The sequence below is a fragment of the Colwellia sp. Bg11-12 genome (assembly GCF_014076955.1).
Taxonomy (GTDB): domain Bacteria; phylum Pseudomonadota; class Gammaproteobacteria; order Enterobacterales; family Alteromonadaceae; genus Colwellia_A.
Window position 1 is genome coordinate 208,883 of the sequence record NZ_JACGUZ010000056.1, and the last position, 16,532, is coordinate 225,414.

13 protein-coding genes and 1 riboswitch are annotated in these 16,532 nt (G+C 38.0%); of the genes, 9 read left to right on the forward strand and 4 right to left on the reverse strand.

Features of this window, described 5'->3' with window-relative positions:
* Nucleotides 1-375 precede the first annotated feature (375 nt).
* On the forward strand, nucleotides 376-1,542 hold the full coding sequence (locus H4J39_RS05275; RefSeq protein ID WP_182226312.1) for a methyl-accepting chemotaxis protein: 1,167 nt from the start codon (nucleotides 376-378) through the stop codon (nucleotides 1,540-1,542).
* 164 nt (nucleotides 1,543-1,706) lie between these two features.
* On the opposite strand, the gene cobO is transcribed toward H4J39_RS05275, so the two are convergent.
* Nucleotides 1,707-2,312 (reverse strand): cob(I)yrinic acid a,c-diamide adenosyltransferase, encoded by a 606-nt coding sequence (cobO, locus tag H4J39_RS05280; RefSeq protein ID WP_182181935.1) that lies wholly within the window; start codon nucleotides 2,310-2,312, stop codon nucleotides 1,707-1,709.
* 121 nt (nucleotides 2,313-2,433) lie between these two features.
* Nucleotides 2,434-2,582: riboswitch (cobalamin riboswitch) on the reverse strand.
* A 160-nt stretch (nucleotides 2,583-2,742) separates the two neighbouring features.
* The gene (locus tag H4J39_RS05285; protein ID WP_182226313.1) at nucleotides 2,743-4,815 is read right to left on the reverse strand and encodes a M13 family metallopeptidase; all 2,073 of its coding nucleotides are present in this window, start codon (nucleotides 4,813-4,815) and stop codon (nucleotides 2,743-2,745) included.
* Nucleotides 4,816-5,334: 519 nt separating this feature from the next.
* Here H4J39_RS05285 and H4J39_RS05290 point away from each other — a divergent pair.
* From H4J39_RS05290 to lolE, 3 genes are read left to right on the forward strand one after another with little or no spacing between them, the layout of a single operon-like run.
* Nucleotides 5,335-6,573, forward strand: coding sequence for a lipoprotein-releasing ABC transporter permease subunit (locus H4J39_RS05290; protein WP_182226314.1), 1,239 nt, complete (start codon nucleotides 5,335-5,337; stop codon nucleotides 6,571-6,573).
* A complete protein-coding gene (gene lolD, locus H4J39_RS05295) occupies nucleotides 6,566-7,249 on the forward strand; it encodes a lipoprotein-releasing ABC transporter ATP-binding protein LolD (protein WP_182226315.1) in 684 nt (227 codons plus the stop codon). The genes H4J39_RS05290 and lolD overlap by 8 nt, the downstream gene beginning before the upstream one ends.
* A 9-nt stretch (nucleotides 7,250-7,258) precedes the next feature.
* Nucleotides 7,259-8,545 carry a lipoprotein-releasing ABC transporter permease subunit LolE gene (gene lolE / locus H4J39_RS05300; RefSeq protein ID WP_182226316.1) on the forward strand — a complete coding sequence of 429 codons (1,287 nt, stop codon included), beginning with the start codon at nucleotides 7,259-7,261 and terminating at the stop codon, nucleotides 8,543-8,545.
* Nucleotides 8,546-8,613: 68 nt separating this feature from the next.
* Here lolE and H4J39_RS05305 read toward each other — a convergent pair whose 3' ends face one another.
* Nucleotides 8,614-9,132, reverse strand: coding sequence for a DUF2062 domain-containing protein (locus H4J39_RS05305; RefSeq protein ID WP_182181940.1), 519 nt, complete (start codon nucleotides 9,130-9,132; stop codon nucleotides 8,614-8,616).
* 62 nt (nucleotides 9,133-9,194) lie between these two features.
* On the opposite strand from H4J39_RS05305, the gene H4J39_RS05310 reads away from it, so the two are divergent.
* From H4J39_RS05310 to kdsB, 5 genes are all read left to right on the forward strand, one after another.
* Nucleotides 9,195-11,645, forward strand: a complete 2,451-nt coding sequence (locus tag H4J39_RS05310; protein ID WP_182226317.1) for a DNA internalization-related competence protein ComEC/Rec2 — start codon at nucleotides 9,195-9,197, stop codon at nucleotides 11,643-11,645.
* A gap of 98 nt (nucleotides 11,646-11,743) precedes the next feature.
* Nucleotides 11,744-13,498, forward strand: a complete 1,755-nt coding sequence (gene msbA / locus H4J39_RS05315) for a lipid A export permease/ATP-binding protein MsbA (RefSeq protein ID WP_182226318.1) — start codon at nucleotides 11,744-11,746, stop codon at nucleotides 13,496-13,498.
* A gap of 21 nt (nucleotides 13,499-13,519) precedes the next feature.
* Entirely contained in the window at nucleotides 13,520-14,605 is a 1,086-nt protein-coding gene (lpxK, locus tag H4J39_RS05320) for a tetraacyldisaccharide 4'-kinase (protein ID WP_182226319.1), read from the forward strand.
* Nucleotides 14,606-14,638: 33 nt separating this feature from the next.
* Nucleotides 14,639-14,818 carry a Trm112 family protein gene (locus H4J39_RS05325; RefSeq protein WP_182181944.1) on the forward strand — a complete coding sequence of 60 codons (180 nt, stop codon included), beginning with the start codon at nucleotides 14,639-14,641 and terminating at the stop codon, nucleotides 14,816-14,818.
* Nucleotides 14,819-14,840: 22 nt separating this feature from the next.
* Nucleotides 14,841-15,620: a 3-deoxy-manno-octulosonate cytidylyltransferase gene (kdsB, locus tag H4J39_RS05330; protein ID WP_182225325.1), complete on the forward strand. Its 780-nt coding sequence runs from the start codon at nucleotides 14,841-14,843 to the stop codon at nucleotides 15,618-15,620.
* 25 nt (nucleotides 15,621-15,645) lie between these two features.
* On the opposite strand, the gene H4J39_RS05335 is transcribed toward kdsB, so the two are convergent.
* On the reverse strand, nucleotides 15,646-16,377 hold the full coding sequence (locus H4J39_RS05335; protein WP_182226320.1) for a DUF6445 family protein: 732 nt from the start codon (nucleotides 16,375-16,377) through the stop codon (nucleotides 15,646-15,648).
* Nucleotides 16,378-16,532: the final 155 nt, after the last annotated feature.

The window sequence follows — 16,532 nt, forward strand, 5'->3', positions numbered from 1 at the left end:
AGGAGCTGGTTTTGTTCTTCTGACTCAATAAAATTGAACACGCCCGTAAACTAAAAAGGCGGTAATTTAGATGGAGTCAATAAAAGTTCAATGGTCAGGCTTTTGATGATGTGGTTTTGATGTATAAAGTTTTAGAAGTATATATCCCATAAAAATTGCGATGATAGACATATATTGATTTCCTATTTATATTTTATCTGAGCGATGAACCATTAATTCGTTTAAGGATAGCTAAAATAAAATGGTTTTTTTGTCCAATAATTAAAATTAACAAATATTGTTAGCCAAAACAGCAAATAATAGGTAATTTATAACGTAATAAAGCCAAGTAGCTTAAATTTAGGCTGTTTTTTAAACTAACAAGATGGATACTCTATGTTTACTCGCTTAAGCGTGAAATTACTTATACCAACGGCGGTTGTTGGATTATTAGCCTTACTTTTTGTACTGCTATTTACTGATGAGCTAAGTAAGTCAGCAGTTGTCGGTATACTCTCTGTTTTAGTGATTGCCCAATTAATATCAGGGTATATATTTATTGAAAAGCAGCTGTCATCTCGATTAACAAAACTACAACACTATATTACACTCGTCGTTAGCACCAAGCAGGCACCTCCTGGGCCGTTAATTGATGGAGGTAATGATGAACTCGCCACTGTGACGAATGAACTCAGTTCATTTATTGGCAACTTGTCAGATGTGCTTGCGGAATTACGTACGGAATCTGAATCATTAAAAGAAGGCTCCTTTTTACTGGCCACACAAATGACTGACTCCGTTAAAGCTGTTGACGATTCTGCTCGTCAAATAGCGTTAATGGCACACTCTATTGATGAGGTCGCTTCAACCTCTAGTATACTTTCAGACAGCGCTTCACAGGTAAGTGAAACAACAAATCAAGTCATTGCTATTTTATCTCAAGGTACGACTTCCTCAAATACGAGCCAACAAACGATTGAGGCTTTTTCTGAAGAAGTTACTGAGATGGCTACCGATTTAGCCTTACTACAAACTGAATGTTCTAACATTGGTTCTGTACTTGACGTTATTCGCGGTATCGCAGATCAAACAAACTTACTGGCTTTAAATGCCGCGATTGAAGCGGCAAGAGCAGGTGAACAAGGTCGAGGCTTTGCGGTTGTTGCAGACGAAGTAAGAGCGCTCGCTCATAGAACACAAGAAGCAACGGTTGAAATCCATTCAATGGTGGAAGGTTTACAAGAAAAATCAACGAATGCAGTGACGGCAATCTCGCGCGGTCAAACTTTGACACAAGACAGCTTAACGCATTCTGCAGAAGTTGTTGAAGCGCTAGAACAAATAGGACGTGTGTTTAATGAAGTGAATGCGCTAACGTCTCAAATTGCGAGTGGCACTGAACAGCAGCAGCAATCTACAGCATCGATTAATACAAATATGGCTGAGGTTGCTTCGTTGAGCCGAGATATAACGAATGGCTTAAGTTCTGTTGCGCAACATGCCGAGCAACAGCAAAAAGTATCTATAGATGTTGCGACGAGCTTAAATAGAATTTGTGTTTAGTGAGCGCTAACAGCTAACAGCTAGCATTGAACATTTAAAAAAGCCCATATTACATGGGCTTTTTTATGTTGAGTCCGTTCTTCAATATCTTTTTTACAAAGCATTCTTGCTTGTAGTATGTCATTTTTGCAGGAATATTACGCTTTATAGGCAATGATTATCGATTACCAATCAATACCTTTTTGTGCTTTTATATTGTTATCAAAAGCATGTTTTATTGATTGAACTTCACTGACTGTATCTGCGAGTTCGAGTAACGAACGATGTGCACCACGGCCGGTGGCTATCACATGTTGCATCGGGGGACGATTCGCTATGGCATCAAGCACTTCATCAAGATCAAGGTATTTAAACGACAGCATGTAAGTTAGTTCGTCAAGTAACACAACATCAACACTTTCATCAGCTAATAGTTTCTTAGCTTCTTCCCACACAATTTTCGCTGCAGTAATGTCAGCGGTTTTATCTTGTGTATTCCAAGTGAAACCGGTTGCCATAACATGAAAAGGCACGCCAAGTTTCTCAAGAACATTTCTTTCTCCACAAGCCCAAGTGCCTTTTATAAATTGAATTGCGGCAGCATTCAAGCCATGACCAACGGCACGAGTTAGTGTGCCAAACCCTGATGTTGATTTACCTTTACCATTGCCCGTGATAACAATTAATATACCGCGTTCATCTGTTGCCGCGTCAACTCTAGCATCAACTTTGTCTTTCACTTTTTGCATGCGCGCTTGATGTTTTTCGCTTTTTTGTGTTTCGTCAACCATGAGTATTCCTGTTGTGATTATAGTGATTTTAAAGAGGAAAAAAGGCAAGGCTAGCGTTAAGGATAGTCCTTAATAGGTAGCAAGTTACCGCGTGTTCCCGCACGATTTCATTGATCTTAAAAGTTCTGCTATTAAAGTCATTAGGTATGCTGACTCATTGAATGCTTATAAAACAGTAGACAATTTACAGTTGCGGGTACAGTTAAGGTTTTACACCTTATTCCCTAAATACTTTACGTGTGGCTAGTTTACGATATTTGTATTTATTTACAATATGTAGAGGTGTTAAAGACTGTTGATTTACGCATTTTATGCGGTTAATTTTGTGTGGATATATTCTATTTTTAGTCAGTTTTAAGTCATAAAAAATGCCAACAATATTTGTTGGCATTTTAGTCTTCGTTTACTGTTATTTAGCTAAACGTTTTGCTTACCAAATTTTTACACGTTTTTCAGGGGCAATATACATAGCGTCACCTTCTTTAACGTTAAACGCTTTGTAGAATTCAGGCATGTTAGATAAAGAACCTAATGCGCGGAATTCGCCAGGCGAATGAGGGTCAGTCGCTACTTGATTACGTAATGATTTTTCGACTTTTTTCCCACGCCATACTTGAGCATAACCCATGAAGAAACGTTGATCGCCTGTTAGTCCGTCAATTACCGGTGCTTCTTTACCATTTAATGAGGCAATATAAGCTTTGTAAGCGATGGTTACACCAGATAAATCACCGATGTTCTCGCCTAAGGTTAAAGAGCCATTAACGTTTAAGTCTTTAAATACTGAATAGCCATTGTATTGTGCAACTAAGTCATCTGTACGAACTTTAAAGGCCGCTAAATCTGCTTCAGTCCACCAATTACGCAAGTTACCGTCACCATCGTATTTACTCCCTTGATCGTCAAATCCATGGCCCATCTCATGACCAATAACAGCGCCAATGCCACCATAGTTAACCGCATCATCAGCGCTTAAGTTAAAGAACGGAGGTTGTAAAATTGCGGCAGGAAATACAATTTCATTTTTAGTTGGGTTGTAATAAGCATTAACAGTTTGAGGTGTCATGCCCCATTCTTGTTTATCAATGGGTCCACCTAATTTAGCCACTTCCTTTTGATGAGAAACATTACCCGAACGCATTTTATTGCCAACTAAATCATCACCTTTAATAATAAGAGCAGAATAATCTTCCCACTTATTTGGGTAACCAATTTTGGGGTCAAAGCTTGCTAGTTTTACATGGGCTGCTTTTTTAGTTGAGTCAGACATCCACTCTAATTCATCAATACTTGCGCCATATGCTCCGCGTAAGTTTTCAACGAGCTGTGTCATACGCGTTTTAGCTTCTGGTTTAAAGTGACGGCCTACATAAACCTTACCAATAACTTCACCTAAATTGCTGTTTACCACTGCAACGCCGCGCTTCCACATTGGGCGTTGTACTTTTTGACCACTTAATTGTTTTGAATAAAAGTCAAAGTTTTCATCACTTAAAGCCGTTGTTAAAGAACCTGAAAAATTACTTAGTGTATGAAAAGTAAGGTAGGTTTGCCAATCGGCTAACGATGTTGCTGCAAATGTTTCGCCAAAGCCTTTTATAAACGATGGTTGGTTAATAATAATATCTTTTTGCGCCGCTACACCTTGAGCTGCAAGGTAAGCATTCCAATTGAATGCATCAGTCACTGTATTTAAGTCAGCAACATTAAATTTATTGTAACGTTTGTCGCTGTCACGAGTCTCAACTTTCGTCCAATGAAAACCCGCTAATTTTGTTTCTAATGCCATGATAGTTTGTGCGGCGGCTTTACCATTTTTCAAACCCGCTAGATTAAACATGTTTTCTATATGAGTAACATAACCTTTACGTAATTCAGCAAAGCGTTCTGTTTCATCAAAGTAGTAATCTCTGTCTGGTAAGCCTAAACCCGTTTGCCAAATATGTGTCGCATAGCGAGTTGAGTCTTTAGCGTCAACACTGATGTAAAATGCTAATGGACTACCGATACCATTTTTCTGGTTCTTACCAAAAAAAGTAGCTAATTCATCTTTATCTTTTAAGCTATTGATGCTGTCAAATAAAGGTTGTACAGGAGTGATACCAGCAGCGTTACGTGCATCGGTGTTCATGTACGAACGGAATAAGTCAGCAACTTTTTGTTCATCGCTACCCATTTTTAAATCTTCTGTCGCGGCTAATTCTTCGATGATTACTTTTACATTGTCATCGGCTTCATCACGTAAGTCATAAAAAGCACCAATAGATGTTTTGTCGCCAGGAATTTCATTACTGTTCAACCATGCGCCGTTAACATAACGGTAGAAGTTGTCTTGTGGACGAACAGATAAATCCATGTTCGCTTTGTCGATACCTGAAGCCAATGCTGTTTTTTGCATGGCTGGCATTTCTTGTTTCGTTGTATCAGTGCTTTCTGTATTGTTGTTGCAAGCGGCAAGCAACAATAACGAAGAACATAACGCACTTGTTATTATTGTTTTCATTGAAGTCTCATCTTTAAGTTAAAAATATTTGTTATAAAACATTGAACGCATTGATATTAAAGGGTTACAGCGTTTTTTACTAGATTCAGACATGAATTTTTACATAATGCTTGAGCAACCCCGTATTTTATTTTGTACATTACATGGATAGATAATGCTGAACTTATTGTAATTCACTGAAAATTATATAATTATTACAACTTGAGTTTTTTTGTACGTTTACTTACAGGATTTTTCCTGCCAAATAAAACATCGGCTGTGATATGCTTAACCCCTTATCTAAGTGAGTATTTCCTTCATAAATGCCATTTAAATTAAAGTAACAGAACTATTGAGCCTGAACTATCAACGACAAGCAGTTAGATTGAGTTATAGCCGACTATTACGGTAAAAACGGAAAAACGGAAAAACGGAAAAACCAAAAAACCAAAAAACCGAAAAACCATAGGGTATTAGGCCCTTTGAAAATGAGCACGTAACAAGTGCAATTGGTATAACACAAAAGATGAAGTTTATTTAATGTTTCAGCCCGTCAGTTTTTTCATTGGGCTTCGCTATAGTCGAAGTCGTAAAAGTTCAGGATTTGTTTCCTTTATCACTTTTTTTTCAATTGTAGGCATTGTACTTGGGGTCGCCTCCTTGATTACGGTTGTTTCCGTAATGGACGGCCTAGAAGGGGAACAAAAACGTAGGATACTCGGGTTGGTCCCTCATATTGTGGTGGCAGACGAATCAGAGCAGAACAAACAAGTTTCCTTACCACAATGGCAAACACTTCGGGAGCAGCTATTACTGCACCCTAACGTTACACACGTTACGCCTTTTCTGGAAAGTGAAGCTCTAATACAAGCTAATTCTGGCGCGTTACGTGGCGTTCTCATTCAAGGGGTAATGCCTGAATTTGAACAACATAATATTGTTAACACCTCTATGCTATCAGGAAGTTTAAACCATTTGTCAGAACAGCCGTTCTCAGTGGTTATTGGGCGAGCATTAGCAAGGCAACTTGATGTAGACCTTGGTGGTTTTGTTCGATTAACACTCCCTAATAAAACAGTCTTTACCCCCATGGGAAGAATTCCAGTACAGCGGACATTTACTGTTGCTGGTATTTTTAGTGTGGGCTCGCAAGTTGATGAAACCCTTGTCTATATTCACAGTAAAGATGGCGCAAAACTGCATCGACAAAAAGGTGATGGCGTTGAAAAACTTCGTTTATATCTTGATGATGCTTTTGCCGCTGAGCAAGTCGTAAGTACTTTAAAAACTCAATATCCGCAATATGCTTTTACCACCTGGAGTGATAGCCAAGGTGCATTGTTCTCTGCTGTTCGCATGGAAAAAAATATGATGTGGCTAATGTTGAGTTTAATTATTGCGGTTGCTGCGTTTAACATTGTTTCTGCCCTAGTCATGGTTGTTATTGAAAAAAGAGGGGAAATTAGTATTTTACAAACACTCGGACTTGACCGAATGGGGGTGGTTAAAATATTCATTACCCAAGGTTTAATTAATGGTTTTTGGGGTGTCACTATTGGCACTGTGGTCGGTTCAATACTGACCTTAAATTTAAACAGTATTTTTAACCTACTAGGGTTGAGTTTACTTGGGGCAGGGCAGTCTTTACCTGTCGAGTTATCAATTAATAATGTACTTAGTATTATTTTATCAGCAATAGCGATGAGTTTTGTTGCTACTTTATATCCCGCTTATCAAGCGTCTTTAACACAGCCCGCCGAGGTTTTACGAAATGAGTAAAGGTTTACTTTGTCAGCAATTATCTAAATCATACTTTCAAGGTAGCATTGAAACTAAAGTATTAGATGGACTTGATTTGTCAGTGGAAGCCGGCGAGCTTGTCGCTATAGTGGGGAGTTCTGGTTGTGGCAAAAGTACTTTTTTGCATATCGCGGGAGCATTAGACTCTCCGTCTTCTGGGCAAGTGATCATCAGTGGTGTTGATATTCACACATTATCTGAAAAAAAACGGGCTAAATTTCGTAATAAACATATAGGTTTTATTTATCAGTTTCATCATTTAATGATGGAGTTTTCTGCAGAAGAAAACGTAGCTATGCCATTACTTATTCGCGGAGACTCTCCTAAAGAGGCCTTAGCGTCAGCTCGAGAAATGTTAAAACAGGTAGGCTTGAGTCATCGTTTTGAGCATCGACCCTCAGCGCTTTCGGGGGGGGAACGCCAACGTGTTGCCATTGCTCGTGCTTTAGTAACTAAACCCTCATTAATATTAGCTGATGAGCCCACAGGTAACTTAGATTTTGATACGGCTGAGCAGATTTATCAGTTATTGCGAGATCTAAATAAAACGGTGAATACCAGTTTTGTTATTGTGACCCATGACTTAATACTTGCCGCTAGAATGGATCGTCAATTGCGTTTAGCGCACGGGCGTTTAGCGCCCCTTGAACGTTAAGGCTTTTCGATGACAAAATCATTAAGTATATTCTTAGGTTTACGTTATGTTCGTAGCCGAAACGGTAACGGTTTTTCTTCTTTTATATCAGCGTCTTCTACTATTGGTATAGCGCTTGGTGTCATGGTGCTGATTATTGTGTTGTCAGCAATGAATGGATTTGAACGTGCATTAGCGCAACATCTACTGTCTGTTATTCCTCACGGTGAGCTAATTGCCATTAATACGCCGATTGATAATTGGCAAAAACATGTCGCTAAAGTTCAACAACATCCGCAAGTGGTATCAGCAGCGCCAGTTATTAAATTAACAGGGATGATGCAACATGGCAGTGAACTCAAAGCTGTTGAAGTACGCGGTGTTGACGTTAAGTTAGAGCAGCAAGTCTCTACTATTGCTGATTATATGGTTGCAGGAAGTTGGCAAGCGATTGCCGAGAGTGAAAACACTGAGAACCCAGTAGTGGGGGTTGTTGTTGGCTCAGGTGTTGCAAAAAAATTACAGCTTGAATTAGGCGATTCTCTGCAACTTTTATTGTCTAATGTTATTGCCCAAAAGAATAACAATCAAGCAAGTGCTAAATTTCCTATACCGGTAAAACACCAAGTAAAGGTGGTTGGTATTTTTAAATTTGGCGGTACGATTGTAGACAACTCAGTTTATCTTTCACTAGCTCATGCTGAAAAAATGGTCAATCTAGAAAAGGGGCAAGTTCAGGGAATACGAATAAAAGTCGCTAATGTTTTCCAAGCGCCAGAGGTGGTTCGTGATGTTGCCTATCGTTTTGATAATTATGTCGCTATTCACGACTGGACAAGAACACAAGGACATATTTTCAATGATATACAACTGGTGCGTTTGGTCATGTTTATTGTCTTGGTCTTAGTGATAGCAGTCGCAAGCTTTAATATTGTATCGACACTTATCATGGCAGTGAATGAGAAAAAAGGTGATATTGCTATTCTAAAAACTATGGGCGCAGAGACCCCAGTTATAATGGCGACCTTTATGTTTCAAGGCCTCGTAAATGGGGTTGTTGGCTGTTTAGTTGGCGCGATGCTAGGTATTGTTATATCGCTAAATTTAACTGAGATTGTGGTTGCAATTGAAACACTTTTTAACGTAAAAGTATTATCAGGTGATATCTATTTTATTGATTTTTTACCTACCCACTTAAGACAAGCTGATGTAATTACCACTGTAGTTACTGCTTTACTGATGAGTTTGCTGGCGACTATTTACCCTGCTTGGCAAGCGACTAAGGTTGAGCCAGCACAGGTGTTAGGACAAATGTAGTCAGGATTTTACACTTTTTAGCTATGCTTTTTCATGTTCAGGATGAACGTATTATTTTCGTTTTATTATTATTTTAATGATCTTTTTTTGCGTTTATTCCATTGTTTTATTACTGAATATCGCCATAAGCCATGGATAGAAAAGTAACCTAAAATTGAAAAAAACACCGCTAGTACGCCACAACCGAGTAAAAATGCTGGCCCTATAGTCGACAAACTGTCTAGTAGCCATTGCCAGTTAGCTTCAAATACAAATTCCTTTTCTGGGCGGTCTAACAGCCAAATCCCTACCATGTAACAACCATAAAAAATGGCTGGAATCGTTAATGGATTAGTGATCCAAACGAGTGCAACAGAAAGAGGTAAATTTGAATGTACTATAATAGCGAAACCCGCAGCTAAAACCATTTGAAAAGGTACCGGGATAAAAGCAAAGAACAAACCTACGGCAAAGGCTTTTGCGACTGAATTGCGATTTAAATGCCATAAGTTGGGGTTATGCAATAAGACACCGAAAATTTGTAAGTGTTTATTATTTTTTATGGTGTTGTGATCCGGCATATAACGCTTGAAGATTTTTTTAGGCATATACTTTTCTTATATCATCTCGGCTTTATTTATCTATTAGACAGATACGGAAACTAATCACTATGGAACGGTGGCTATTAACATTTTTTATAGGTGCTATTTTGTCACTATTCTTACCGATAGTACCAGATATTTCTCAAATTTATATTTGTTTTTGTTTTGCTGTCATTTTTTGTCTCATCAAAAGGTTACGTATTTATAGTGGTCTTTTTTTGGGGTGTGCATGGGTACTTAGTGCCGGTTTCGCCTATCAAAATATATGGCAGGTTAATGATATTGATCCCTCCGCTTTTTTTGGTAAAACAATTACAGTAAAAGGTGTTATTGCCAACATACCAAAAACGTTAAGTCAGAAAACAAAAAATGAAGAAATCATAAAAAATGTCTCGCGCTTTAATTTTATTGTTGAAGAAGTTAATCAACAAAAACTTAAAAAAAATATAAAAATTCGTCTTCGCTGGGATCATAAGTCACTTGAACTCAGTAGTTTAACGAAAACAAAAGCGATTAAACAAGGTCAGCAATGGCAGCTTAACGTGCGTATTAAACCTGCCCATGGTTTTGCAAACGTTGGTGGTTTTAGTTATCAAACATGGCTGAGACAAAAGGAACTGCATGCTACGGGATATGTGAAAAACACATTAAAAAATAAATTAATTCAAACACAGCCGAGTTACCGGCAACAACTTTACTTACAACTTAATGAATTAATAAATTCGCTGGCATTAAAAAGTGAGATGGATCATTTTGTTTTTGCACTGACTTTTGGCGAGCGTGGAAAAATAACTCCTGAGCAATGGCAAGTTCTCCAAGCAACGGGAACACAGCATTTAATGGCTATTTCTGGATTACACTTAGGCTTAATTGCCAGTGGGGCTTATGCCTTAATGGTGATGTGCTTTCGGTACCTTCCCTTTCATTTACTGTTAACTCAAAAAGCTACTTTTTGGCTGGTACAAAAAAATAGTCATCTCGTCGTTTTTGCCTTTAGCAGCATAATTGCATTATTTTATGCTTACCTTGCTGGTTTTTCTTTGCCAACACTTCGTGCATTAGTCATGATGCAAATCTTTATCGGTGCTAAGTTATTGGCGGTTAAACTAACAATAACACGTTGGTTATTACTGAGTATCGTTTGTATTATTTTGTTGTCACCGTTTAGTTTATTTAGCGTTAGTTTTTGGTTAAGTGTTTATGCCGTAACCTTGATACTGTTGATCATTTGGCGATGTCGAAAATTGATATCATCATCGGGCCACAGTAAGTTAGCTAAAACAAAAGCTTGGCTATCTTCATTATTTATTGTGCAGCTTGGGTTAACCTTATTTATGTTACCTGTCGCTGCTTTACTTAATCATCAATTACCGCTTTCAGCACTACTTGCCAATATTGTTGCAGTACCTTGGATGAGCTTTACCGCGATCCCTTTATGCTTAATGTCTGTCGTTGCTATGCCTTTTAGTGAAACGCTGGCATTGTTTTTTCTTGAACTTTCACTCTCATCTTTAGACTTTATTTGGCAATGGCTGAGTTATTTATCGAGTCAACCATCGCTACTTATTGAGGTTAGCCATCAAACATTAGTTATAATTTTAGCGCTGAGTGGTTTAACCTTTGTGAGTTATTTCTTAGCGTTACCCAAAAAAACATTAGGTACATCTATTTTACTTATTTCTTTATTTAGCTTTGTCTATTTTATTTACTATCAAGAAAGTTATGATTGGCAAGTCAGTGTGCTAGATGTAGGGCAGGGACTATCGATTGTTATCGAACGTAATGGGCACGCTATTTTATATGATACGGGGGCAAGTTATCCGAGTGGGTTTAATTTGGCAGAAAGTGTTGTTTTTCCTTATTTACAGTATCGAGGTATCACGACTATCGATTATTTACTCTTGAGTCATGCCGATAATGACCATGCCGGCGGTTTAGCTTTCATCGATAAACAAATTGCTATAAACAAAATAAGTGTGAGTGAAATAAAATATAACCAACCATTAGAAGACCTTGGTAAATATAACTTCCCTGAAATACACAGTTGTAAGCAAGGGGATGATTTTACTTGGCAAGGTTTAACTTTTTCTGTGTTGTGGCCTGTTGTTATTCAAGACAAAGAAAATGATAACTCTTGTGTGATCAACATTTCTGATGGTAAATATAATGTGCTACTAACGGGGGATATTTCTCGTAAAGTGGAAAGGTTATTGGTCACCAACAACGAGCTTGGTATAAAATTAAAGGCAGATGTTATTGTGGCCCCACACCATGGTTCAAAAACGTCATCAAGCATTCGCTTTATTAAAGGCGTTTCACCCGACGCTGTTATATTTAGCGCCGGATTTATGAACCGTTGGAAGATGCCGAATAAAACGGTGCTTAAACGTTATCAGCAATTGAAGGTTAATCAATATTCAACGGCTGAACAGGGCATGATCCAAATAAAAGTTGCAGAGCAAAGCCTTAAAATTGAAAGCTATCGTGAAGATATTAATCCTTATTGGTTTGCTAATTAAGGTTTACTATATTATTAGTTGGTTAGCGCGTAAAATAGCGTTAAAATAGCAGCAATTTTAATACCTTGTCATTAATCGCTAAGCCATAGAGAGATTGAATGTTAGAAAGTAAAAACACAGTAGCAGCCACCACTTGGCAAAACTTTAAACGTTTAATGGGCTATGCTAAGCCTTATAAAGCAGGGTTTGTCATCGCTATTCTAGGTATGCTTGGTTATGCTGGTATTGACACGTTATTCTTGTCGCAATTACAGCCTCTGATTGATGATGGCTTAACCAAAGCTAACCCAGACTTTATGAAGTGGGCGCCATTATTTGTTATTGTTTGTTTTATTATTCGTGGTATTTGTCACTTTTTTGGCAATTATTGCTTAGCTTGGGTGGGTAATAATGTTGTCGCAGATTTAAGAAAAAATTTATTTGAGCATATTATGGCGCTTCCGGTGACCTTTCATGATAAAGAGTCGACAGGAACCTTGATTTCAAAACTTACTTTCGATACCGAACAAGTACTAAACGCAACGAGTAAAGCGCTACTGACCCTAGTTCAACAAGGCGCTATGGTGATTGGGTTTTTGGCGGTAATGTTTTACAACAGCTGGCAGCTCTCTGCAATATTTCTTCTTATTACGCCCATCATCGCTGTTATTGTTACTGTGGTTTCTAAGCGTTTTCGCACAGTCAGTAAGAAAATTCAAAGTGCGATGGGCGAGGTTACTTCTGCCGCAGAGCAAACCTTTAATGCCCATAAAGTGGTGTTAACCTTTGATGGCCAACAGCGTGAATCAGATCGTTTCGGTAAAATTAATAAAAATAATCGCCAACAACGTATGAAAATGGTGGCAACTAAATCATTTAGTGTTCCGCTAATTCAAATTATTGCCTCTTTTGCCTTAGCCTTTGTTTTGTATGTCGCTAATTTAGATTTTATGAAAGACACCCTTACTCCCGGTGTTTTTATCACAGTACTTACCCTTATGACTATGCTATTGAGACCGCTTAAATTATTGACGACTGTAAACAGTGATTTTCAAAACGGTATGGCAGCATGTGTGAGTATATTTGCGGTACTAGACCAAGAAAAAGAAAAAGATACCGGACAACACACACTCGATAAAGCTAAGGGAACACTGGCGTTTGAGCAGGTTGACTTCTCTTATAATAATGATGAAATATTAGCGCTAACTCAACTAAGCTTTACCGCGAATGCTGGCGAAACAGTCGCACTGGTTGGACGTTCTGGTAGTGGTAAATCAACGGCAAGTGCCATTTTGCTGCGCTTCTATGATGCAACAGCGGGTAAAGTATTAATTGATGGGAAAGATATTACCTCATACAAACTGAAAGATTTGCGCGCTCAGTTTGCTTATGTTTCTCAGCAAGTGGTGTTATTCAACGACTCTATTGCTAATAATATTGCTTATGGAAAACCGAGTGCCAGTAGAGAAGAAATTCTAGCCGCTGCTAAAAATGCCCATGTTATTGAATTTGCAGAAAATATGGTTGATGGAATTGATACTAATATCGGCGATAATGGCGCTTTGCTTTCTGGCGGACAACGTCAACGTGTTGCCATAGCTCGAGCATTGTTGTGTGATGCACCCTTTTTAATTCTTGATGAAGCAACCAGTGCATTAGATACCGAGTCTGAACGTCATATTCAAGATGCGCTACAAGTATTGCAAAAAAATCGCACCTGTATTGTTATTGCTCATCGTTTATCTACCATTGAAAATGCGGATAAAATCATTGTAATGGAACAAGGTAAAATTCTTGAACAGGGTGATCATCAAACTTTATTAGCAAAAGACGGTGCATATGCCAAATTACACAACTTTCAATTTAGCGAATAAAGTGAGTATTGAGATTTCATTATGCGCTTAATTGAAAAAGTATGGTTTTTTCAACATCCTGCCAAATGGTTTCTCGTTCCGATACTGTTGCCGTTAACGGTTATCTTTTGGTTGTTATCTGCTGTACGACGCAAATGTTATCTATTGGATTTTTTTAAATCATTCGCTATTGATATACCCGTGGTGGTGGTAGGTAATATTGGTATTGGTGGCAATGGTAAAACGCCGGTGGTTTTATACTTAATTGAACAATGCTTGGCACAAGGAATAAAAGTCGGTGTGATCAGCAGAGGTTATGGCGGAAAAGCTCCGCATTACCCATACCTGCTAAGTGAAAGTAGTACAGCTGCTGAAGCAGGTGACGAGCCATTACTGATTTATCAACGCCATGGAATTCCGGTTGTTGTGGGCGGAGATCGTGTTTTGAATGCTCAGTTATTAGTAAAGCATGGATGTGAAGTTATTATTGCTGATGATGGCTTGCAACATTATCGTTTAAAGCGAGATTTCGAACTTATTGTTATTGATAGTAAACGAGAGTTTGGTAATGGTTTCTTGTTACCTTCAGGGCCTTTACGTGAAGGTTTATGGCGATTAAAAACGGTGGATGCACTTATTTTTAATGGCGCAACACCCCCAGAAGAGAATAGTATCTATCCCAAAAATACACCGCAGATAATAATGACATTAATGGCTAAAACGGTGGTAAATGTTAAAACTAAGCAACGGCTACTATTAACGGAATTTCAGCAGACTTTTACTGAAAGAGACAATAAATGTATCAATGCAATAGCCGGTATTGGTGACCCTGCACGTTTTTTTAAAACCTTAGTCGATGTTGGTTTTAGCATCGATAAATCGGTAGGTTTCGTCGACCATCAACACTATAATAAGATGCAATTTTCCAGCTTTTCTGACGACATACCACTGTTGATGACGGAAAAAGATGCCGTAAAATGTACTGATTTTGCTCAAGACAACTGGTGGTATTTACCGGTTGATGCACAAATTGAAAAAAAACAAATAACGCCATTTTTAGATGGGCTATTTGACCAAGTAAAAGCTAATAAACTTAGCCGTATTAAAGCTAGACTAAAGCTAAATTAAAGCATAAATAAACTTATAAATAAGAGAATGACCATGGCATTTGATGTGAAATTGATGGAAATATTGGCTTGTCCGGTATGTAAAGGCAAACTTGATTATAATAAAACACAGCAAGAATTAATCTGTAAATTTGACCGCTTAGCTTACGCTATTGAAAAAGGCATTCCAGTATTGTTAGAAAGCGAAGCACGCCGTATTAGTGAAAATGACTAATTAAATCTATTAGGAGAATTAAATGTCTTTTGTTGTTGTGATTCCTGCTCGGTTTGAGTCGTCTCGTTTACCGGGGAAAGTATTAGCGGACATTAATGGTAAACCTATGATCCAATGGGTTGTAGAGAAGGCTTTGCAAAGTGGTGCCAGCCAAGTGATTGTTGCTACGGATAATGAACAGGTTGAAGAAACGGTATTAGCATTTGGTGGTGAAGTTTGTAAGACTCGCGCTGATCATCAATCTGGCACCGAACGTTTAGCTGAAGTGATGAATATTTATAATTTTGATGATGATCAGGTTATTGTTAATGTTCAAGGAGATGAGCCTTTTATTCCAGCAGAAAATATTGCTCAAGTTGCTCGAAACTTAGCGGATCAACAAAGAACAAATCAACAACAAGCTAGAATGGCAACACTCGCTGTTCATATTCATGATGTTGAGGAAGCGTTCAACCCAAACGCCGTTAAAGTATTAACGGATAAGCACGGATATGCGATGTATTTTAGCCGTTCGACGATCCCTTATGACAGAACTCGTTTTCTTGATGAAGAAAGTGTCGCGACTATTGGTGACTTTTACTTACGCCATATTGGTATTTATGCCTATCGCGCTGGGTTTATCAAAGACTACGTTCAGTGGCCAGCGAGCCAATTAGAACAAATTGAATCTTTAGAACAACTGAGAGTACTATGGCAAGGCGAAAAAATTCATGTTGCCGTTGCTGAAACACGTTTAGCGGTTGAAGGTGTTGATACCCCAGAAGACCTTGAAAAAGCGAGAGCTTACGCTTTAACGCTATAATTGAATTCATTCAGCTTCAATAGCATTAATAAGTGATGAAAGTTCGTAGTGTTAATCTACCTTTTAAAGGGTCTGAAGATAAATGCTCGGGATTAATCATACTTGAGTGTAATAATTTGCTTGGGTAGATAATCAGTCGATTAAACTTCACGTCAACATTGGCAATTTTCTCATATTCATTATTGCCATTGTTAGCGTATTTATCACCGTAGTGACTGCTTTTAAGTTTTGGCTCTGCAAACGACCAGTAATGCTCTTTTCGATGCCGAGTGATTGTTTCATAACCGGTTTCTTTGTGTCTATAAAAAGCCGTTCCTTCAAAGGGGGGTTCGCATAGATAATGTAAAACAGCTAATTGACCGGTACTTATGGAGTCATAATGAGGGATTCTTTGATCTTGGTTTAATTCAGAAGGATCAAAGGTAACCATCGCATATGTTGATTCAAGTCTTGTTGGGTATGCTACGGGTAATTTATAAACTTCTTTAATGATAGGCTTTAGTACTTTATAAAGAGTGTCGGTGTAACTCGCTTCTGAAGGGCATGTTACGCCAGGATAAAAGTTATTTTCCCGTTTATTACAAGCTAAATTACCTTGCGTAATAACATAGTCAATTAAATCGTTTGGTGAGCGACTAAAGCCATCAATAATAATGATTTTGGTTTCTTCATTACCTATTTTGCGAACTTCAACTTCAACTTCAACTTCAACTTCTATATTATTATTAATATAAAGTTTATTTTTATTACAATTCATACTCTTCCCAAACTTTAAAGTGATGATATGCAAGGAGTCATTGCCCTCTAATAAGTAATCACTTATATTATTATTTCACTGATTATTGATTTTATGATATCGCGCATTTATAAAAATTATGGGCTACCCATCATATACAATAAATAATACACTAT